The 20,798-nt window shown below is 65.0% G+C and carries 20 protein-coding genes and 1 pseudogene; 9 read left to right on the plus strand and 12 right to left on the minus strand.

The window, feature by feature from the left end; genetic code table 11:
* The first annotated feature begins 27 nt into the window (after positions 1 to 27).
* Positions 28 to 435, plus strand: a complete 408-nt coding sequence (locus WBB07_RS07835; RefSeq protein WP_526306383.1) for a nuclear transport factor 2 family protein — start codon at positions 28 to 30, stop codon at positions 433 to 435.
* Between the two features lie 71 nt (positions 436 to 506).
* Positions 507 to 818 (plus strand): hypothetical protein, encoded by a 312-nt coding sequence (locus tag WBB07_RS07840; RefSeq protein ID WP_526306385.1) that lies wholly within the window; start codon positions 507 to 509, stop codon positions 816 to 818.
* On the opposite strand, the gene WBB07_RS07845 is transcribed toward WBB07_RS07840, so the two are convergent.
* On the minus strand, positions 800 to 1,153 hold the full coding sequence (locus WBB07_RS07845) for a UBP-type zinc finger domain-containing protein (RefSeq protein ID WP_526306387.1): 354 nt from the start codon (positions 1,151 to 1,153) through the stop codon (positions 800 to 802). The genes WBB07_RS07840 and WBB07_RS07845 overlap by 19 nt on opposite strands.
* A gap of 70 nt (positions 1,154 to 1,223) precedes the next feature.
* Between WBB07_RS07845 and WBB07_RS07850 the strand changes: the two genes are divergently transcribed.
* From WBB07_RS07850 to WBB07_RS07865, 4 genes and pseudogenes are all read left to right on the plus strand, one after another.
* Positions 1,224 to 1,664 (plus strand): SRPBCC family protein, encoded by a 441-nt coding sequence (locus WBB07_RS07850; protein ID WP_526306389.1) that lies wholly within the window; start codon positions 1,224 to 1,226, stop codon positions 1,662 to 1,664.
* A gap of 8 nt (positions 1,665 to 1,672) precedes the next feature.
* Complete coding sequence (locus tag WBB07_RS07855) at positions 1,673 to 2,752, plus strand: CaiB/BaiF CoA transferase family protein (protein ID WP_526306391.1); 1,080 nt, start codon at positions 1,673 to 1,675, stop codon at positions 2,750 to 2,752.
* A 98-nt stretch (positions 2,753 to 2,850) separates the two neighbouring features.
* Positions 2,851 to 3,039 (plus strand): annotated as a pseudogene (locus WBB07_RS07860) (LLM class F420-dependent oxidoreductase); the annotation flags it as partial.
* A 417-nt stretch (positions 3,040 to 3,456) separates the two neighbouring features.
* Complete coding sequence (locus WBB07_RS07865; protein WP_526306392.1) at positions 3,457 to 5,157, plus strand: DUF222 domain-containing protein; 1,701 nt, start codon at positions 3,457 to 3,459, stop codon at positions 5,155 to 5,157.
* Between the two features lie 47 nt (positions 5,158 to 5,204).
* Here the strand turns inward: WBB07_RS07865 and WBB07_RS07870 are convergent, their stop codons facing one another.
* Genes WBB07_RS07870 through urtA form a run of 7 tightly spaced genes read right to left on the minus strand, consistent with a single transcriptional unit; the run spans position 5,205 to position 11,426 of the window.
* The gene (locus WBB07_RS07870) at positions 5,205 to 5,891 is read right to left on the minus strand and encodes an urease accessory protein UreF (protein WP_526306394.1); all 687 of its coding nucleotides are present in this window, start codon (positions 5,889 to 5,891) and stop codon (positions 5,205 to 5,207) included.
* On the minus strand, positions 5,884 to 6,360 hold the full coding sequence (locus WBB07_RS07875; RefSeq protein WP_526306396.1) for an urease accessory protein UreE: 477 nt from the start codon (positions 6,358 to 6,360) through the stop codon (positions 5,884 to 5,886). Before WBB07_RS07875 ends, WBB07_RS07870 begins: the two co-directional genes overlap by 8 nt.
* Positions 6,357 to 7,154: an urease accessory protein UreD gene (locus tag WBB07_RS07880; RefSeq protein WP_526306398.1), complete on the minus strand. Its 798-nt coding sequence runs from the start codon at positions 7,152 to 7,154 to the stop codon at positions 6,357 to 6,359. The genes WBB07_RS07875 and WBB07_RS07880 overlap by 4 nt, the downstream gene beginning before the upstream one ends.
* Positions 7,151 to 7,771, minus strand: coding sequence for an urease accessory protein UreG (gene ureG, locus WBB07_RS07885; RefSeq protein ID WP_526306400.1), 621 nt, complete (start codon positions 7,769 to 7,771; stop codon positions 7,151 to 7,153). The genes WBB07_RS07880 and ureG overlap by 4 nt, the downstream gene beginning before the upstream one ends.
* Before the next feature lie 8 nt (positions 7,772 to 7,779).
* Positions 7,780 to 9,495, minus strand: a complete 1,716-nt coding sequence (gene ureC, locus WBB07_RS07890) for an urease subunit alpha (protein WP_526306401.1) — start codon at positions 9,493 to 9,495, stop codon at positions 7,780 to 7,782.
* Positions 9,496 to 10,188 (minus strand): urease subunit beta, encoded by a 693-nt coding sequence (locus WBB07_RS07895; protein WP_526306403.1) that lies wholly within the window; start codon positions 10,186 to 10,188, stop codon positions 9,496 to 9,498.
* Positions 10,188 to 11,426 (minus strand): urea ABC transporter substrate-binding protein, encoded by a 1,239-nt coding sequence (urtA, locus tag WBB07_RS07900; protein ID WP_526306405.1) that lies wholly within the window; start codon positions 11,424 to 11,426, stop codon positions 10,188 to 10,190. Before urtA ends, WBB07_RS07895 begins: the two co-directional genes overlap by 1 nt.
* Positions 11,427 to 11,659: 233 nt before the next feature.
* Here urtA and WBB07_RS07905 point away from each other — a divergent pair, with 233 nt between their 5' ends.
* On the plus strand, positions 11,660 to 12,673 hold the full coding sequence (locus WBB07_RS07905) for a helix-turn-helix transcriptional regulator (protein WP_526306407.1): 1,014 nt from the start codon (positions 11,660 to 11,662) through the stop codon (positions 12,671 to 12,673).
* On the opposite strand, the gene WBB07_RS07910 is transcribed toward WBB07_RS07905, so the two are convergent.
* From WBB07_RS07910 to WBB07_RS07920, 3 genes are all read right to left on the minus strand, one after another.
* Complete coding sequence (locus WBB07_RS07910) at positions 12,645 to 13,826, minus strand: pyridoxal phosphate-dependent aminotransferase (protein WP_526306409.1); 1,182 nt, start codon at positions 13,824 to 13,826, stop codon at positions 12,645 to 12,647. The two genes, WBB07_RS07905 and WBB07_RS07910, sit on opposite strands and share 29 nt — an antisense overlap.
* 66 nt (positions 13,827 to 13,892) lie before the next feature.
* Positions 13,893 to 15,488: an acyl--CoA ligase family protein gene (locus tag WBB07_RS07915; RefSeq protein WP_526306411.1), complete on the minus strand. Its 1,596-nt coding sequence runs from the start codon at positions 15,486 to 15,488 to the stop codon at positions 13,893 to 13,895.
* Positions 15,489 to 15,699: 211 nt separating this feature from the next.
* Positions 15,700 to 16,188 (minus strand): Lrp/AsnC family transcriptional regulator, encoded by a 489-nt coding sequence (locus tag WBB07_RS07920; RefSeq protein ID WP_526306413.1) that lies wholly within the window; start codon positions 16,186 to 16,188, stop codon positions 15,700 to 15,702.
* Positions 16,189 to 16,479: 291 nt separating this feature from the next.
* Between WBB07_RS07920 and WBB07_RS07925 the strand changes: the two genes are divergently transcribed.
* On the plus strand, positions 16,480 to 18,822 hold the full coding sequence (locus WBB07_RS07925; RefSeq protein ID WP_526306415.1) for a thiamine pyrophosphate-binding protein: 2,343 nt from the start codon (positions 16,480 to 16,482) through the stop codon (positions 18,820 to 18,822).
* Positions 18,819 to 19,856 (plus strand): 2-oxo acid dehydrogenase subunit E2, encoded by a 1,038-nt coding sequence (locus WBB07_RS07930; RefSeq protein ID WP_526306417.1) that lies wholly within the window; start codon positions 18,819 to 18,821, stop codon positions 19,854 to 19,856. Before WBB07_RS07925 ends, WBB07_RS07930 begins: the two co-directional genes overlap by 4 nt.
* A 46-nt stretch (positions 19,857 to 19,902) precedes the next feature.
* On the opposite strand, the gene WBB07_RS07935 is transcribed toward WBB07_RS07930, so the two are convergent.
* The gene (locus WBB07_RS07935; RefSeq protein ID WP_526306419.1) at positions 19,903 to 20,568 is read right to left on the minus strand and encodes a TetR/AcrR family transcriptional regulator; all 666 of its coding nucleotides are present in this window, start codon (positions 20,566 to 20,568) and stop codon (positions 19,903 to 19,905) included.
* Positions 20,569 to 20,798 lie beyond the last annotated feature (230 nt).

A 20,798-nucleotide genomic window follows, 5' to 3' on the forward strand; every position in this document is an offset into this window, starting at 1 on the left:
GCCGGCCCGTTCTGGTATTCAGAGATCATGCATCCCTTCCGTGCCGCCGTCGAAGCCGGCGACTTCGCTGCAATTCCGGCGCTGTGCTCGCAGGACGTCGTCTTTCGCAGCCCCATCGCGCACCAGCCGTATCAGGGCCGCGAAACCCTGGCGGTGATCCTGGCGGCCGTTTCCCGGGTGTTCGAAGATTTGACCTACGTCCGGGAGTTCGGTGACGACACGAACCACGCGCTGATCTTCACCGCCCGGGTGGGGGAGTTGGAGATCAACGGTTGCGACTTCCTGCACACCGGCGCCGACGGGCTCATCGACGAGTTCACGGTGATGCTGCGCCCACTCAAGGCGGTGACCGCCTTCGCCGAGAAGATGTCCGTCGAGTTCGCGGCGGCATTGAACCAAGCGGCGGCATTGAAACAAGCCGAAGGCGCTCCGTAGCCCGACCACAAACGGGCCTCGGGTAGCGAACTACGCGTGAGTCGTTGCGTCATCCGGCCGACCATCGGAGGATGGCGCGCATCGGCGAGGATCACTTGATCGTCTGTCGGGAACAACGCGACGACAACAGTTGGCTGTTCACCGTCAGCTACACCGCGCACTTCACCGCAGAGGATCTCGGCAGGCGGTTCGACGACACGGTGGCCATCCGGGAGATCCACGGCCAGAACAAGATTGCCGAGGCTCCATACGCGGTGCCCTTCACCGCCACCGGCCCGGTGGTGCTGCGTAAGAAGCGGATAGTGGTGCGTGGGTCCAGCATCGAGGCGGTGTGTGCCGAGATCCGGCTGTACCCGGCCCCGACTCAGTCGCCGCGGCGTTGAAGCTGCTCGTACCAATCCTCGGGAACGCGGCCGCGTGGACCGGGCACGGTCTCATCCGCGGGCCGGGAGTGGGGCGGCGCCAGCTGCGGCCCGTCCGCGTAGTCATCGGTGGAGAAGTCCCAGAACCAATCCTCGCCCGGTTCGAATGACTGGATGATCGGATGGCCCGAGTCCCGCCAGTGTGCGCTGGCATGCCGTTTCGGGGAATCGTCGCAGCAGCCGATGTGGCCGCATGCCGCGCAGCGGCGCAGATGCACCCACCAGCCGCCGGCTTCATCGCATTCGACGCAACCGGTCCCGCTGGGTGCCGCGGCCGGGTTGATATCGGTGCTCATAACCGCTGAGCTTAATGGCGATGAGCCAAACCTGACGTGTGTCTGACTCGAGCTCGCTAACGTTGCCGTCATGGCAGTCAACGATTCGCGTGAAGTGACCATCGAAGCGACTCCGGCGGAGATCTTGGACGTCATTGCCGACGTCGAGAACACCCCGAGCTGGTCCCCGCAGTTCCAGAGCGCCGAGGTCCTCGATACCCACGATGACGGCAGGCCCAGACAGGTCAAGATGATCGTCAAGGCGGCCGGGCTCACCGACGAGCAGGTCGTGGAGTACACCTGGTCGGAGAACCAGGTCAGCTGGACGTTGGTGTCGGCCGGGCAGTTGAAGGCACAGGACGCCAGCTACACGCTGACGTCCACCGGTGACACCACCAAGGTGAAGTTCGACATGGCGATCGATCTGTCGGTACCGCTGCCCGGGTTTGTGGTCAAGCGGACCATGAAGGGCGGGATGGAGACCGCCACCGACGGGCTGCGCAAGCAGGTGCTCAAGGTCAAGAAGGGCTGACCGCCTCAGTGACGAATACGGGTCCGCTGTCCGGGGTCAAGGTCGTCGAACTCGGCGGTATCGGGCCGGGGCCGCATGCGGGCATGGTGCTCGCCGACCTGGGGGCCGATGTCGTGCGGGTGCGACGTCCGGGTGGGCTCACGATGCCTGCCGAGGACGTCGACCTGCTGCACCGGGGCAAACGGATCGTCGATCTGGATGTGAAGAAGCAACCCGAGGTCCTGCTCGAGCTGATCGCCAAAGCCGATGTGCTGCTGGACTGTTTCCGGCCCGGCACCTGCGAGCGGCTCGGTATCGGACCCGAGGGATGCGCCGCGGTGAACCCGCGGCTGATCTTCGCGCGGATCACCGGCTGGGGGCAGGACGGCCCGCTGGCACAGACCGCCGGTCATGACATCAACTACCTCTCGCAGACGGGTGTCTTGTCGTCGATCGGCTACCGGGATCGGCCGCCGGTGGCGCCGCTGAATCTGGTGGCGGATTTTGGTGGAGGATCGATGCTTGCATTGTTGGGCATCGTGGCGGCCTTGTTCGAGCGGGAACGGTCGGGTCTCGGGCAGGTGATCGATGCGGCGATGGTCGACGGTGTCAGTGTGCTCGCCCAGATGATGTGGACGATGAAACTGACCGGTGCGCTACAGGATCGGCGGGAGTCGTTCCTGCTCGACGGTGGCGCCCCCTTCTACCGGGCGTACGAAACCGCCGACGGTGGGTACATGGCCGTCGGCGCCATCGAACCGCAGTTCTTTGCGCAGTTGGTGGCCGGACTGGGATTCGCCGAGAGGGAGCTGCCCGGCCAGTTCGAGCTCGCCCGGTACGACGAGATGCAGGCGGCGTTCACCGAACGTTTTGCAAGCAAGACGCGCGACGAGTGGACGGCGGTTTTTGCCGGCACGGACTCATGTGTGACGCCGGTGCTGACCTGGTCGGAGGCAGCTGACAACGCGCACCTGCTGGCACGCGACACGTTGGTAGACGTCGACGGTGTTCGGCAGGCCGCTCCGGCCCCGCGGTTCTCCCGCACCCCGGCGGGGCCGCCGGGTGTGCCGCCGCAGCACACCACCGCACTGGAGGACATCGGCTGGTAGGCCCGATGTCGGCGGCATGAGCGGGCTTGCGTCGCAAGGGTTCCGATCAGCTGGAGTAAAGGGAAATGGTCGCCGCCGGCAAGCCCGTTGGCTGGAGTATGCCGACAGGAGTTGTACTCAACCCGGACCCGTCCGCCGCGAACACCGTCGATGACGCGATCACCCAGGCCAGGCGCGCGTACGACGCCGGCGTGCGCCAGATCTGGCTCGCGCAGCTGGCCGATGTCGACTCCATCGCTCTGGCCGGGCTGATCGGCGCCGCAGTCCCCGGCCTAGGGGTCGGAACCTGACATATTGCGCTGTGCAACAACTACTCCGATGCCGCTGCTTCACCATCTGGATTCGCTGATCGTCAGATTGCCGGTTTGGTACTCCGCTTGCCGATCAGATGCTCGTGACTTTTCGTGTAGGAAACGTGTTGAAACGATACGGGGACAGCTCTGTTCCAGAGCCGCTGTCGTGGGGTGCGGAGAAGGGCAAAATCCTGGCCGTCGTTGGCGATTCGTGGCTCTGGCGGTGCCTGAACTGCAGCGCCGAGGCCTCTTCAGGGACGAGTACAACGAGGCGACCCTGCGGCAGCGGTACGCCAGAAAAGTGCTTCGGTAGCTTCCGCTGCCCCGGCGAGACGTAACCTCATCTGTCACTTCTGTTTTGGCCTTTTCTGGCGGACATATTTGTCGGTGGGCCATGGCATCATCGAATGTATGTTCGATCAGTTGCCGGATTCCGCGTCTCGGGCCGAGATGAGTGACGCAGAGATCGATGCTGCCATCTCGGCGTGGACTGCTGCGGTGGCTGCTGGATCAGCGCATCGTTTTTTGCTCATCGCAGAGAAGACCAGTCGCAATTACAACGAGGACTGGGAAATCCTCGAAGACACCGAAGCGGCATGGAATTCCGCTGCCGCCGAGATCTCGCTGGCTTCTGGAATCTCCCATGGACGCGCCTGTGGCGACATGGAAGTGGGGCTGGCGCTGGCGGTCCGTTTGCAGAGCGTCGCCACGCTGCTGTTGACGGGGCAGATCTCCGAACGGATCGCCCGCCGCATAGTTCAACGCACCGCCAACATCCAGGACCCGGATCTGCTGGCCTTGGTGGAGGCCGACATCGTTGAGTGCGCGATCCATTGGGGTGGGTTGTCGCAGCAGAAGCTCGACGCCGCGATCGATGTGTGGGTGGATCGTCATGATCCGGGTGCCCTCAGGCAGACCCGGGTTCGGGTCCGCGACCGTGGGGTGCAGATCGTCGAGAGCAAGGGCGGTGTCACGGAACTTGTCGCCCGTCTCAAAGGCCCTGATGCGGCCCTGTTGATCCGTCGGCTGTCGGTGATGGCCAGGGGTGTCTGCCCTGACGACCCGCGCACTTTCCAGCAGCGGCTCGCCGATTCAGCTGGGGCGTTGGGGGCCGGGTACTTTCACTTGGCGTGCGACTGCGGAAACCCGGAATGTACCGCTGCCGTCGAGGACGGGCGGGCTTCCAGTGTGGTGGTCTATGTCTACGCTGAGGGCGCCACCCTGGCGGCCCAGCCGGACCCGCTGATGGATGGCGACGGCTCGCTTCCCGATGAGGGCGACGTGGCTCCTGTTGATAGCCCCGCCGCGAGTGTTGATGGTGCTCCTGACGCGATCGCTGATGGTTGTCCAGACGGGAGTGCTGAGAGTAGCCCCGACGCGACTGCTGCCGGGAGTCCCGACGCGACTGTCGTTGGTAGTCCTAGCGACGGACCGTCTGGCGGACCGCCTCCCGGCGACGGACCCCAACCTTCGCGCAGCTCGGGCACGCGGCGTCAACGATCCTCACCTGTGCGGCGGCCGCCACCGGGGATCATCCCCGGCTTCGGTCACACCCCCGCTGAAGAGATCGCCGCAAAGATCGCCGCCGGGGCCAAGATTCGCCATCTCACCGCGCCAGGAAAAGAACCCGAATCCCGATACCGCCCGAAGGTCGCCCTCGACGAGTGGGTCCGCGCCCGGGATTTGACGTGCCGCTTTCCCAACTGTGATCGGCCCGCCCAGTTCTGCGACTGGGACCACACCGTGCCCTGGCCGGCCGGCCCCACCCACGCTTCCGGGGGCAAGATGCTGTGCCGACTCCACCACCTCGGCAAGACATTCTGGGCCGGCTGGTCCGATGTTCAGCATCCGGATGGCACCGTCGTGTGGACCACTCCAACCGGCCAGACCTATACCACCAAACCGGGTAGCAGCCTGTTCTTTCCGTCCGTCGACACCACGTCGGCAACGATTGTCACCGGCACCCCATTCCCCAACGGCGCCGACAAGCTCCAGAAGATGCCACAACGGCAAAAGCGCTACCGGTCCAGAGAACGTGCCGCCCGCATCAAGGCAGAGCGCGCGCTCAACGACGCCTACGTCGCCGAGCGCAACAGACCCCCGCCGTTCTGAGCGGGACCGCGCTGCGCTGAGCGCCGCCCTGAGCACCGAAACCGGGCTCAGCTGGCGAACAATCGCTGGGTCCGGGCCTCATGCCGCATTCCGGCGATCTCGAGTTGCAAAGTCGTGCTGGAGATCTTGGAGATCGGTCGCAAACAGCACTCCGCGGCAAGGGCCACCACCGCGTCGACATTGCGGATCTGGATGCGCTGCGCCTCCAATGGGCCCAGTCGGCCCAGTCGTACCGCAGCGCTGAGCGCCGAGGACAACGCCGACCGCAACGACCCCAGCACTGCCGTCTCGACGCCCACGCCGAGCTGAGCCTGAATGGCGCCTTCGACCACCGCCAGATTCCCGGAGGTCGACCCGGCAGCCACGGCAGCAAGATAGCCGTCGCAGGAACACAATCCGATCTGCTGTGCCGTCACCGCCAACTGCAGGCCGGCGGACTCGGAAGCCACTCGGGCATTGCCGGAGAGCTTGTAGGACGACAGCAACGCATCCAGATCGCACAGTGACACCAGGGCCGGAGCTGACCGCCACGCCGCGGCGGTCACCGTGCCGTCAAGGGTGGCTGTCCCGTATGCCAGGTAGTCGAGCGCCGCGGTCTCGATATCGCCGGCACCGGCGGTGGGACGCTGCAGCAACCATTCCTCGAAGCCATTGCTGTGTACCAGGCGCCCGGCAGGAAAAGCGCTGTCGTGCAGCTGCATCCACAGTGCCAGTGCGGCGGGACTGTCAGTCATGAGAGTGCGAGTGGCCGGCCGAGGTTCGCGACCAACCTCGAGCTGCCAGCGGAATGTCGGCGACTTTCCCGGTGACGCCGAGATCGGCCAGCAGGTGCTCAGCGGCGTGCGCACTGGTGAACAACGGGGCCGCCACGGAGTCGGCGTCGATGTCGACGGGGGCATGCTGATTGCCCAGGACGTAGCCCAACAGCAGCATGCTGCGCGGATCGTTCTGATCGAACCGCACGGTGACTGCCGGTTCGGCGGGACGGCGCACCACAACCACCTGCTCGCCGTCATCGGCGATCACCGTACCGTTGTCGAGGAAGGTGCCGCGTGGCAACAAGATCCGCACCTGCAGACCGGTGTCGGCGGTCACCAGCTGTCGCGGCTTGGCGGCATCACCCCAGCCGATGTCGACATGATGGCGGCGCCGGCCGGCGAATGCGGGATCGTCGATGGAGCCCAGGATGGTGTCGGCGTTCACGTCAGAACCCTCTCTCGAACGGTGTCGAGCAGTAGCTGCTGAATACGGTGCAGGTCCGGCGCGTGATCGGTGGTGATCCGGACCAGAACTCCCACGGCAGCGGGCAGCTCGCTGGCGCCACCGCGGACCGGACTCGCAGCCAGAACGTGGCGCACCGCGTCCAGCAGCGCGGCCGAGTCGGTGGCGGGCGCGACCACCAGCAGCGTCGCCAGATAGTCGGCGTCGACCAGGCGGGCGGCTGACGGCGGCTCCAACAGAACGAGGTCGCGGGCCACGGTTCGGCCGTCGACGACGATCCGCACGGCACTGTTGTAGCTGTGATAGCGGAAGCGTTCCCCGTGCCCCAGCCGGCCCGCCGCGAGCGCTTCCCAGCCGATATAGCAGCCGGCCGCGTCGACGTCGATGTCCATCACCTGGGTGTAGTGCGAATCGGCGTGGGGGATAAGAGTTTTTGGTAGATACTCCAGCGTGGCGGCCCGGTCGACACCAAAGCTGAGGCGGTGCCGCGCCCCGTGGCCGCTGCCGGAGAACACCTGAGTGGCGGCCTGGGTGGTCAGCCGGAGGTGGCTGCCGGGTTCAGCCTGAACCGTGGTGGTGAGGTCATCATCGGAGAATGTCCCGCCGCTGGGGCTCTGCACACACACCGTCGCGGCGTCGGGATAGGTCTCATCGCAGTAAAGCGGCGTGGTCATCCGTTGTGGATAACGCTGCTGCATCAGGGCGGTGCGAGTCCGGCCGGTCGCATCGGCGACCACCCGCAGCGTCAATGCTCCGGGCCGGATAGCCGTGATCACCGTGCCGCCGGTTCCAGCATCGCGCCCGCCACCAGCTCGGACACCACGTTGTCGAGACCATCTCCCGATCGCAGATCGGTGAACACCGTGGGCTTGACCGGCCGGGCGACCGCACAGTCACGCCGCATCCGCTCCAGGTCAGCACCGACCAGAGGGGCGAGATCGATCTTGTTCACCACCAACAGGTCTGACTGCAGCAGCCCGATCCCTTTCTTGCGTGGGATGTCGTCACCGGCGGCGGTGTCGATGACAAAAATCCAGAAGTCCACCAGGTCAGAGGTGAAGGTCGCGGCCAGGTTGTCGCCGCCGGATTCCACCAGGATCAGATCCAGGTCGTCGAACTGTGCGCACAACCGCGAGATGGCGGCCAGATTGGCGGACGGATCCTCCCGAATCGCGGTGTGCGGGCACGCACCCGTTTCGACCGCCAGCACCCGCGCCGGGTCGATCACCCCGCTGCGCCGGACTCGTTGGGCATCCTCGTCGGTCACCAGGTCATTGGTGATGACGGCGACGCTGAAACCCGCCCGGGTCAACTCGGGGACCAGCGACTCCACCAGTTTCGTTTTCCCGGAACCGACGGGGCCGCCGATCCCGATCCGAATGACGTCCGGCATGGATCCTCCTATTTGATCGAGTAGCGCCGGCCCAGCGGGACCTGCTGCATCGGGACGCTGTCGCAGACTTGGCCGTCGACCTCCACCCGGTAGGTGTCAGGGTCGATGGTGATCTGCGGCAAGTAGTTGTTGTGCAGCAGATCGGCTTTGGTCAGTGCTCGGGCTCCCCGGCACCCGATCAACGGAGTCTCCAGGTTCAGCCGTTGTGCAAGATCGGATTCGGCGGCCGCGGCGGCCACGAAGTTCACCGACACATCGGCCGGGGTCTTGCCGAATGCCGCCCACTGCGGCCGGTACTTCAGTGGCTCACACGTCATGAGGGAGGCGTTGGCCTCACCCATCACCGACCAGGCCGGGAAGCCGCCCTTGAACACCACCTCAGGCCGGATACCGAAGAACTTCGGTTCCCACAGCACGATATCGGCGAGCTTGCCCGGTTCCAGGGACCCGACGATGTGGTCGATCCCGAAGAGTCGGGCCGGGTTGATGGTGAGCTTGGCGATATAGCGCAAAATCCGGGCGTTGTCGGCACCGGTGCCCTCATCGCCTGGCAGCGCACCACGGGTGACGCGCATGTGAGAGGCCAATTGCCAGGTACGGGCAATGGTTTCGCCGATCCGACCCATGCCCTGGGAATCCGATCCCATCGCCGAGATGGCCCCCAGATCATGCAGCACGTCCTCGGCGGCAATGGTTTCGCGTCGGATCCGGGACTCCGCGAAGGCGACGTCCTCGGGAATCCGGGGATTGAGATGGTGGCACACCATCACCATGTCCAGGTGTTCGTCGAAGGTGTTCAGTGTGTACGGGTTGGTCGGATTGGTCGATGACGGAAGGCAATAGGATTCACCGACCACCCGCATGATGTCGGGGGCGTGGCCGCCGCCGGCGCCTTCGGCATGGTAGGTGTGGATGGTCCGGCCGCCGATGGCCCGCATGGTGTCCTCGAAGAACCCGGACTCGTTGAGCGTGTCGGTGTGGATCTGCACCTGCAGGTCCAGCTCGTCGCCGGCATCCAGGGAGGCCTTGATCGCGGCCGGGGTGGCGCCCCAGTCCTCGTGGATCTTGTACCCGATGGCCCCGGCCAGGCCCTGCTCGATCAGCGGAGCGGTGCTCGACGAGCTGCCGTTGGCGATGAAGCCGAAGTTCATCGGGAACGCCTCGGCCGAACGCAGCATCCGTGCCAGGTTGTTCGGACCCGAGGAGGTGATGCCCACGGTCACCGGTCCCAGCCCACCACCGATCATGGTGGTGACGCCGCTGGAGATGGCCTCTTCGACCAGCCCCGCACTGTCGAAGTGCACGTGCACGTCGATGGCGCCGGCGGTGGCGATCATGCCCTCGCCGGAGCGGACGTCGGTGCCGGCGCCGATGACCAGCTCGGGATCCACCCCGTCCATGGTGCGGGGATTGCCGGCCTTGCCCACGCCGGCGATCTTGCCGTTGCGAATACCGATGTCGGCCTTGCGAATCCCCAGCACCGGATCGACGATCAACACGTTGGTGATGACAAAGTCCAGAGCGCCCTCGGCATTGGTGATGTCGCCGTGGACTGCCATCCCCTCACGCATGGTCTTGCCGCCGCCGAATACAGCCTCGTCGCCGTGCACCGTGTGGTCGTGCTCGACGCGGGCCAGCAGTTCGGTGTCGGCCAGCCGGACCCGATCTCCGGTGGTGGGACCGAACAGTTCGGCGTAGCGCGCGCGGCTGATGCGGTATGTCATCTAGTCTTCCTCGTCCAGGTAGCCCGCGGTACGCATCGTGGCCAGCAGCTGCGGATCGGGAGCATCGGCAGTCGGCCCATTGGTCATCGAGTTCTGTCCGATCACCACACGTTCGCCGCCGTAGCTGGTCAGCGAGATCTCCTGTGTCTCTCCGGATTCGAAACGGACCGCGGTGCCCGACGGAATGTCCAGGCGCATTCCGAACGCTGCGGCCCGATCGAACCGCAGCGCCCGGTTGGTTTCGAAGAAATGGAAATGTGAGCCCACCTGGACCGGGCGGTCCCCGGTGTTGACGACGGTCACGGTCACGCTTTCGCGGCCGGCGTTGAGCTCGATCTCACCCTCTTCGGGGATGACTTCTCCGGGACACACCGTGGACGTGGAGGTTCCCGGTCTGATGGCGTCGTGCACCGTGACCAGCTTCTGCCCATCGTCGAAGAACGCCTCCACCTGCACCGACCCCAGCAGTGCCGGTACTCCGGGCAGTACGTCGTCGTCGCTGAGGATCTGGGCGCCGTGGGCGGCGGCCTCGGCGACGGTGGCGCCCGCTCGCGCGGCCTCGATCACCTCGTCGGCGATCAAGGCGCGCGCTTCGGGGTAGGTCAGTGCGAGCCCGGCCGCCCGGCGTTTGCGCGCCAGTTCGGCGGCCAGGAACAGCAGCAGCCGGTCCTCGTCCTTCGGTGTCAGGTGCATCAGCCCGTGATTCCCTCGGCCCACGGGTAATTCGTCAGGAACGGATCAGGGGTGATGGGTTGCGGCGATTCCCACACCTGGTCGATCAACCCGTTCGGGGCCACCTTGCCGATCCGTGCGGTTTTGGTCACGTGCTGGTTCTCGCCGTCGATGGTGACCGAGCCCTCCGGTGCGTCGACGGTGACCCCGCCGGCGACATTCTGGATGTCGGCGACCTCGAACGAATCAGCCTTCTCCACACTGGCTTTCCACAGGTAAACGCCGGTGTAGGCCGATTCCATCGGATCCGAGGTCACCCGGTCCGAGCCGTACTTGGCCTTGAAGTCGGCGACGAACTCGGTGTTGGCCGGCGTGTCGAGGGTCTCGTAGTAGTTCCACGACGACAGCTGCCCCAGCAGGGTGTCGGCGCCGATGCTCTTGACTTCCTCTTCGCCGACACACATCGACATCACCGGCATCACTTCGGGATTCAGTCCGGCACTGTTGTATTCGCGGAAGAATGACGTCAGCGACGCGCCGACCACGACGTTGAAGATGGCGTCGGCGTCGGCGGTGCGGATCTTGTTGACGATGGTGGCGAAGTTGGTGCTGTCCAGCGGCACGTAGTCCTCACCCAAGATCTCGATGCCGTTGGCCTCGGCGTAGGCCTTCACGATCGCGTTGGAGGTGCGCGGGAACACGTAGTCGCTGCCCACCAGGTACAGCGACTTCACCCCCTGTTCCTTCAGATAGTCCAGGGCCGGGATGATCTGCTGGTTGGTGGTGGCGCCGGTGTAGTAGATGTTGGGGGAGGACTCCAGGCCCTCGTATTGTTGGCCGTAGTAGAGCAGTGCGTTGGCGTCTTCGAAGACCGGCAGCATGGCTTTGCGGCTGGCGGAGGTGTATCCACCGAATACAGCTGCGACACAGTCGCTGTTGACCAGCTTCTGAGCCTTCTCGGCAAACACCGTGGGGTCGGAGGCGCCGTCCTCGCTGAGCAGCTTCAACTGCTTACCGAGCACCCCGCCGCCGTCGTTGATCTCGTCGACGGCCATTGCGATGGCGTCGTGGATGACGGATTCGCTGACTGCCAGTCCTCCAGACAGCGAGTTGATGGAGCCGACGGTCACGGTCTCACCGGAGGTGTCGGTGCAGCCCTGCTGTTCGACGGCGGCCTGGTCGCCGGCCCGGCTGCCGCAGCCTGCGGCGAACACGGAGGCCGCCGCCAGTAGCGCCACGCTGACGTGTGTTCGTTTCATGTTTAGTCGCCCTTGTGTGGAGGTGTTGGCGTCCGCACCGCACTGTGCGTCGTGTCTTTCGGTGGCGCCCAGCGTAGGAAGGGCCGCAAGGGGACCGCTATGGGAGGAATCTCCCAATTCCGGCGGTTTCCGGCGAACCGTTTCTTCCCGGCATCGGCAAGGAAACGTGGTTGAAACATCGGCTGCCGATGATGGCCGGACGGGACCGAGGACGTCGGCGGAGGAAGCGGGTTATGACCGGGATCTACGGTGATGTGTTGGGCAGCGCCACCAGCATCGAGACCCGTGCCCATGACCTGTTGGACACGTTGGCCGCCCGCGCCGAATCGTCGGCGTCGGCGATCTGTCTGTGGGACCCGATCCAGAACCGTCATGTGGGAGTGGCCAACCACGACTATCCAGAACCGGTGATGGAGCACTTCAACTCGTGGTTCGTCGACAAGGATCCGCTGTTCGACGCCATGCGGGTTCAGGGGCTGGGAGCGCTGCGGTGGCGCGATTTCCCCGACTATCGCCAGGGCTACTCGGTCAACAACGTGTTCCGGCCGGCGGGATTCGACGAAGGGCTCTCCGCGCGGCTGGTCACCGCCGACGGAACCTACGTCGGCACCATCCACGTCAACTGTGACGACCCGCGCCACCCCAGCGATGATGACGTAGCGGAGATCAACGCGTTACGTGCCCAGATGGCAGAACAATTGAACTTTTCGGTGCGGCCACGGATGGTCGCCGAGCTGGTAGCGCCCGACGCGCAGGCCTGGGCCGTAGACGATGCCGGGCGGGCACACCTGCTCCGTGGTGGCGACAGTTTCGAGACCGCCCTGGATTCGAGTCTGGTCGGCGATCTTGCCGTCGCCTTTCTTGCTGCCGCGCCCGCGGTCAAGCCGGAGGTGTTGCGGCACCACGACGGCACATCGTGGCTTCACGTACGCCGGATCGCCACGTCACCGCGGTACCGGGGTGACAGCCTGGGGGCGGTGCTGTTGGTGACCCGGTCGGCGTTGCCGTTGGGAATCACCCCCCGCGAGCTGGACGCTCTCACCTTGTCCGTGTCCGGGTTGACCAACGCCCAGATAGCGGCTCGGTTGTTCATCAGCACCCGCACCGCCGGCCACCACCTGGAGAGTGCCTCGGCAAAACTCGGTGCCGCGAACCGGGCGTCGTGCGCGTCCTATGCGGTGTCGATGGGGTTGCTGTCGGCGCAGATCCTGCGAGACTTCAGCGGCGCAGTACCTGTAGCCGTTTGATCGCCTCGGTCATGGTGTCGTCACGTTTACAGAAAGCGAAGCGCACCAGGTGATTCCACTGTCCGATGTACGGGCCGCCGGGATCGCAGAACGCTGACAGCGGGATCGCGGCCACCCCGGCACGATGGGGCAGTTCGGCACAGAATGTGGTGCTGTCGTCGTAACCCAGTGGCCGGGGGTCGGCACACACGAAATACGTGCCCGCGCTGGTGTGGACGTCAAAACCGATGTCGGTGAGCGCGGCGGTCAGGTTGTCGCGCTTGGCCTGCAGGTCATCGCGTAGACCGGCGACCCAGCTGTCCTCGGTGTCCAGTGCGTGCGCCACCGCAGGCTGGAACGGTGCGCCGCCGACGTAGGTGAGGAACTGTTTGGCGGCCCGAATACCGGCGATGAGATCCGCAGGGCCGCAAGCCCATCCGATCTTCCAGCCGGTGACATTGAACATCTTGGCCGCACTCGAGATGGTGACGGTGCGTTCGGCCATCCCGGGATAGGCGGCCAGGGGGAGGTGTTGTGGCGTTGTTCCGTCCTCGGAGAACACCAGGTGTTCGTACACCTCGTCGGTGATCACCAGGAGATCGGCCGACACGGCGATATCGGCGATCGCCGCAAGTTCGTCCGGGCTCAGCACCAGACCGGTCGGGTTGTGCGGCGAGTTGATGATCAACGCCTTGGTGCGGGATGTCACCGTGGCTCGGAGCGCGTCGACATCGAGTGCAAAACCGCGGCCGTCGGGCACCAGAGGTGCGGTGACACGGTGGCAGCCCGCCATCGCCAGCACGGGAGAGTAGGAATCGTAGAACGGTTCGATAAGCGCGACTTCGGAGCCCGGCTCGACGAGACCCAGGACGGCCGCCGCGATGGCCTCGGTGGCCCCGACGGTGATCAGCACTTCGGTGTCGGGGTCGTACTCGACGCCGTAGTGCCGCTTACGCTGCCGTGACACTGCCTGGCGCAACATCGGGATCCCGGGACCGGGCGGGTACTGGTTGGTGCCGTCGGCGATGGCGTTCTGGGCCACCTTCAGCATCTCCGGCGGACCGTCTTCGTCGGGAAAGCCCTGGCCGAGGTTCACCGCGCCGATGCGTGCCGCCAAGGCTGACATCTCGGCGAACACTGTGACCGAGTAGGGGCGCAGCCGGTGGACCGTCATGACTGTCGAGCGTAGGGGGTACGTCAACACGTGCAGCCAGAGGCCTGCAGGCGGGGTTGGGCGCAGCTACTGGATTCGCTTCTCCTGACCTTCCCAGGCGTTTTCCCGCAGCAGATACTTCTGGACCTTTCCGGTGGACGTCTTGGGCAGATCCCCGAAGATGACGTGCTTGGGAGCCTTGAACCGCGCTATCCGCCCCCGGACGTGCTCGATGATGTCATCGGCAGTGGCGTGGGCACCGGGCTTGAGGGTGACGTGGGCACCCGGCACCTCGCCCCACTTCGGGTCAGGCATCGCGACGACCGCCACCTCCAGGACCGAAGGGTGTTCCATGATGGCTTGTTCCACCTCGACGGACGCGATGTTTTCACCGCCCGAGATGATGACGTCCTTGCTGCGGTCCCGCAGTTCGATATAGCCGTCGGAGTGGCGCACGCCCAGATCACCCGTTCTGAACCACCCGTCGGGTGCCGCCGCAGTCGTGGCGTCGGGATCGTTCAGGTAACCCATCATCACGTTGTTCCCGCGCAGTGCGATCTCTCCGATGCTCGAGCCGTCAGCGGCAACATCGCCGCCGCTTTCGTCGAGCACTCTGATCTCACACGAGATCATGTTCGCCACACCCTGTCGCGCCTTCATCCTGGCCTGGGTGTCCAGGTCGAGGCCATCCCATTCCGGGCGCCAGTCGCAGATCACCGCGGGCCCGTAGGTCTCGGTCAAGCCGTACAGGTGTGTGACCTCGAAACCCAGGGCCGCCATCCGCCGCAGGATCGCCGGCGACGGCGGTGCTCCGCCGGTTGCCACCCGAACGGCTCGGCCTTCGACGGGGGCCGCCTGTTCGGCGTACGCGAGCATGGACAACACCGTGGGAGCGCCATTGAGGTGTGTCACACCTTGCTCCCGGATCAGTCGCCACACCTCTGTTGGGTCGATCTTCGGCAGACACACGTGGGTGCCTGCAGCGGCGGTGACTGCCCACGGGAAACACCATCCGTTGCAATGGAACATGGGAAGGGTCCACAGGTGGACAGCGGATGCCGACAGGCCGGTATGGGCCACCATCGCGAGCGCCTGCAGATAGGCGCCGCGGTGGGAGTACATCACGCCCTTGGGTTTTCCGGTGGTCCCCGAGGTGTAGTTGATCGACAACAGCCCGAGCTCATCCTCCTGGACCCGCCGCAGCGGAGCAGCAGTCGACAACAATTCCTCGTAGGCACCGCCGTCGCCGCTGCCCGCGATGACGAGGGCCGGGGGATCGGCCATCTGAGCGCACGCCAGCTCCACGACCTCGGCGTACATCGGGTCGAAGATCAGGACGGCGCTGTCCGAATGCTCTAGGAGATGGCTGATCTCACCTGCCGACAGCCTGGTATTGAGCGCCACCAATGGTGAACCCGACCACGGGACGCCAAAATGGGCCTCCAACAGCACATGTGAGTTCGGGGCCAAAACCGCGACGGGCCGTCCGCCGGACAGCGCAGCCAGCGCACCGGCCAGCCTCATCGATCGATCGTGGAGTTGCGCGTAGGTCCACCGGCGGTCCCCGTCCACCACGGCGATTCTCTCCCCGTGACAGCTGGCGGCGCGATCGAGATACGCCGTCGGAGTCAACGGCTCGTAATGCATCGACGGAAGGCTGGGTGCCTGCCTGTTACGACTCATCGTGTAGTCCCTTCTTCAGGGCAGCCCATCGGGCGCAATTGCACAATTGCCAATCGGCAGCAACAGGAGGTGAGTCAACAGTGCGCCGGCAGCGCCGGGCAATTCCGGTACGCCAGGACAAGCATGTTGCTCACGATCGACGTCGAATCCGGCAGTCAGGTAAGCAAATCGCTCACCACGACAATGGCAGGGGCCGTTGGGGTCCCGACGTTCACGAGTCGACACTGCCGTTGATCCTGTCGAGCAACGGCATGAGCCGGTAGTCCACCAGCTTTCGCATCACCAATGAGGTGGTGGTCTGCTCCACCCCGTCGATGTCGAGGATGAGGCCGGCGATCCGGTAGAGATCCTCGGTTTCCCGCGCCACCACGTGAATCAGCAAGTCGGTGACTCCACCCAGACCGTGAACTTCGACCACCTCCGGCACCTGTTCGAGGGAATGGGCAATCTGAGCGAGCTTGCGCTGGGTCACCCGGGTCAGGATGAACGCCGTCAGTGGATAACCCAATGCCGCCGGGTCGATGCGGCGATCAGATGACCGCAGTGTGCCCTGGTGTGCGAGCTTGTTGAGGCGGGCCTGAACGGTGTTGCGCGACAATTTGGTGGTTTCGGCCAGCGCCAGCACCGTGGCCCGGGGGTCGTCGTTGAGCGCTTTGAGGATTCTGGCATCGAGAGCGTCAACGCGCGGCGTGGTGGTCAAAGTGACAATCTCCAACAGCTAGTCAGGGACCCCAATTCGCAGAATGCTGAAAAGCGGGTGCACCCCTTGCTCGAATTGTAAGCCGGTGATCGACTGTAGGTGTTTACTGCGCACCCGGATGCGAACCTGGCGATGTCTCGTCGACCTGGGTCCGAGTGGCCCCCACAAGGGGTCCCACGGGCGGTGCGTCCGCACTCACGACCTGAGTGATGGGTGACAGTTCTCTTGCGATGTCGACTCTCGTTGCTCTTGATCAAACTGTTGATCAACGCCCACCAGCAAGGACGCTTCATGCCCGGCACCACCGTAATGGACCCCATCTCCTCGCCCGCCGAGGAGCCGAACACCCCGTTGCACGAGATCGAGCAGCGGGTGTTGTGGCTGTCCACCGCGATCGTCCACTACGCCAACCGCGTTCGCCCCAACACCAGTGGCCTCAAAGTCGGTGGGCACCAGGCCTCGTGCGCGTCGATGGTGTCGATCATGACCACGTTGTGGTTTGACCAGCTGCAATCCGGGGATCGGGTGTCGGTCAAACCGCACGCGTCGCCCGTGCTGCACGCCGTCAACTACCTCCTCGGTGAGCTCGACGAGAAGTATCTGCCGACGCTACGCGAGTTCGGTGGGCTGCAGTCCTATCCCAGTCGGACCAAAGATCCTGACCCGGTGGACTATTCGACCGGCTCCGTCGGAATCGGCGCCACCGCACCGATCTGGGGAGCGATCGCGCGCCGCTATGTCGACACCCAGATCAGCGGTGCCGGCAAAGGCCGCCAATACTCGCTGGTGGGTGACGCCGAACTCGATGAAGGCGCAGTGTGGGAGGCCATCCTCGATTCGTCGGTGGCCGAACTCGGCGAGATCGTCTGGATCGTGGACCTGAACCGGCAGTCGCTGGACCGCGTGGTGCCCAACATTGCCGCCGACCGTCTCGAAGCGATGTTTGCTGCGGCGGGCTGGCAGGTGATCACCGTCAAATTCGGGACGTTGCTGGAGTCGCTGTTCACCCGTCCCGGCGGACAGGGGCTGCGCACCCGGATCCTGGAGATGCCGAACCCGGAGTATCAACGCCTGTTGCGATGCGACGCAGCCGAAGTCCGGCGGCGTCTGCCCGGGGCAGGCCCGGAGGCCGACAGCATTGCCGCACTGGTGGCTGAGCTCGACGACGCGGTGGTGCTGCGTGCGATCCGCAACCTGGGCGGCCATGATCTGGACGCGCTCCGCGCCGCCTACGCGCAGATCGACGACACCCGACCGACGGTGATCATCGCCTACACCATCAAGGGGCGGGGACTGCCCACCCAGGGGCATCCGCAGAATCACTCGTCGTTGCTGACAGTGGAGCAGTACGAGCAGTTGGCCGCTGAACTGGGGATGGACGCCGACGCCCCGTGGGCGCGATTCGAACCGGGCAGTGATGCCGAGAAAATCTGTTCGCAGACCGCGCGGCGCCTCGCTCGTGAACCGGTGCGGCTCACGACTCCTCCGCCGGTGCCCACCGATCTGGGCCGTACGACGTCGGGGACCGCCACTACCCAAGCAGCTTTGGGCCGGGCCCTGCTCGACCTGAGTCGTCAGGCTCCGGAGGCCGCAAAACGTGTGGTGACGGTCAGTCCGGACGTCAGTTCATCGACCAACTTGGCCGGCTGGCTGAACAAGGTCGGTGTGTGGTCGCCCACCGAGCGGCGAAACTGGTTCGACGACGACCCCGAGACGATCATGCACTGGCGGGAAAAGCCGACGGGTCAGCACATGGAACTCGGTATCGCCGAGACCAACCTCGTTGGCCTGATGGGAGAGCTGGGTGCAACCTGGAGCCGCTGGGGACAGCCGCTGTTCCCCATCGGCGTCCTGTACGACCCGTTTGTCGAGCGGGCGCTGGAACCGTGGTCCTACGGTATCTACGCGGGCGGGCAATCCATCCTGGTCGGCACACCTTCCGGGGTGAGTCTGGCTGCCGAAGGAGGCGCACACCAGTCGATCAAGACCCCCTCCATCGGTCTGGAACAGCCCGGCTGTCTCAGCTACGAACCGGCGTTTGCGATCGACGTCGAATGGACGCTGCTGTCGTGTCTGGGCCGCCTCGGGCGCCCGGACGGCACGTCGTCCTACATCCGGCTGTCGACCAGACCGGTTGACCAGGCACTGGCGGCGGTCCCGGAGGACCCCGCAGCCCGGGAGCGCCGGCGTCGGCACGTGATCGCCGGCGGATATGTGTTGAGACGGCCCGACAACCCGACGGTGACCCTGGTCGGGATGGGTGCCATGGTGACCGAAACCCTCGCTGCGGCTGATCGTCTCGCAGAGCAGGGCGTGAGCGCCGACGTGGTGTGTCTGACCAACCCCGGACTGCTGTTCGAGGCCGTGCAAGCCCGCCGCGGAGGCGGCGCGGGCGAGACCTGGATCTTGGATCAGTTGTTCCCGGCGCATCGAGCCGCTCCGATGGTCACCGTTCTCGACGGTCACCCGCACACGTTGGCGTTTCTCACCGGGATCAACGGGGTGCCCGGGACCGCGCTGGGCGTGAGTCGCTTCGGTCAGGTGGGTTCACTCGAGGATGTGTACCGCTACCACGGCATCGACACCGACAGCATCGTCAGCGCGGCCCTCGACCTGATCGGGAGGTCGGCATGACCACCGTGACCACCGGAACCGCTGTCACTGTCCCGGCATTGGGCGAGTCCGTCACCGAGGCGACCATCACCCGATGGCTCAAATCAGTTGGTGATGCTGTGCAATTCGACGAGCCGCTACTCGAGGTTGCCACCGACAAAGTCGATACGGAGATCCTCGCTCCTGCCGCGGGGATCCTGACCGAAATCCTCGAAGCCGAGGACGCTGTTGTCGTGGTGGGCGCCACGATAGCCCGGCTCGACGGCGCCGCGCCCGCCCCGGAGGCACCCCCGATGTCGGCACCGGCACAGGACGTGCCGAACGTCGCCACAAACCAGGGGGACCGGGTCGAGAAGCTGCCTCGAATTCGTCGCACCATCGCCCGTAAAATGGTCGAATCACTGCAGGTGTCAGCACAGTTGACCACGGTCGTCGAGGTCGACCTCACCGCGATCGCCAACCTGCGCGCCACCGAGAAACAGGCGTTCCTCGACAGAACTGGGATCAAGCTGTCCTTTCTGCCGTTTGTGGTTGCCGTCGCGGTCGAGTCGCTGGCGCAGCATCCGGTTGTCAATGCTTCGCTGGACCCGGACTGCACCGAGGTGACCTACCACCGTGCGGTGGACCTGGGTATTGCGGTCGACAACACCAAAGGGCTGATGGTGCCGGTGATCCGCGATGCCCAGGACAAGAGCGTCGCCGAGCTCGGCCGTGCCATCGCCGAGTCCGCGGCCGCGGTTCGCAACGGCACGATCACCGCCGACGACCTCAGCGGCGGCACGTTCACGATCACCAATACCGGTAGCCGCGGGGCATTGTTCGACACGCCGATCATCAACCAGCCGCAATCGGCGATCCTCGGTGTCGGTTCGGTCGTGGAACGTCTTGTGCCGCAGCGTGACGATCACGGCAATCTGCTCATCTCCACGCGATCGATGGCGTTTCTGTCACTGTCCTATGACCACCGCATCGTCGACGGCGCGGACGCGGCGCGATACCTGTCAGCGGTCCGGGCACGATTGGAGTCGGGGTTTGCGCCCGCGGACTTGATGTGACATCTGGGAACAACCGGCCGCCGCACGGCGGCCGGTTTGCCACTTTCTACGCTGTGAGTGCGGTGAGCGCCTGAAACGCCGCCGTGGACATCGTTTTCACCACGGACTCGTGGTCCAGGCCCTTGTTGAGGGTTCCGGCTGCGTTGAGCATCGAGAACACCGTCTGCGTGAGCAGCCGCACCTCCGGTTCGGCGAGGTCTGGTCTCAACGCCGAGACGATGGAGATCCATTCCTCTGCATAGAGGTTCATCGCACGCCGGATGCGCCGTCGATCGGCCTGTGGGAGGGCGTGTTCGTTCTTCAAGAAGATCAGTGGCGTTGGTGGACCCAGCAGCACACTTCGGATGTGAAACTCCACCAGCGCTGAGAGAGCAGCGCGCGGATCGGTTTCCTCTTCGGCGGTCTTTCGGGCGAACTCGTGCAGTGAATCCAGTGGATTCTCCACCACGGCAATCAGGAGAGCCTGTTTGTTCTGGAAGTGGTTGTAGAGCCCGGGGCCGGAAATACCGGCTTTGGCGCACACCATCTCGACGGTCACCGCGTCGTAGGAGTTCTCCACGAAGAGGTCGGCTGCTGCCTTCAGCAGCACCTCCCGGCGCGAGCCGCCGGCGTTCGGCTTCGGTGTGCGGGGCCGGTCAGTCGTCATGGCGATCACGATAGCCAGCGCGGTCTCGGGGTCGGCATCGGCATCGGCGACGACTGTCTGTCCCACCTCGCCCTCCGGGCTGGTGTTTGGTGACCCTCATGCAACAAGACATTAATTGACATTAACCTCCATGTCTCGAAGCCTGGGCGCCGAGATCGACGCGAGACCGCCCGGCTCCGGGGCCGCTGGAGCGCTCTGAACTGCTGTTAACACAGGATTTACCTGGTTTCGAAGCAGCTTTCCCGGATTGCCGTTGACAACCCAATGTGGCGCGGCTTACGTTAATCCTCGTTCAC

Origin of the sequence: Mycobacterium sp. (assembly GCF_049647605.1) — a bacterium.
In the GTDB taxonomy this organism is placed as follows: Bacteria; Actinomycetota; Actinomycetes; order Mycobacteriales; family Mycobacteriaceae; genus Mycobacterium.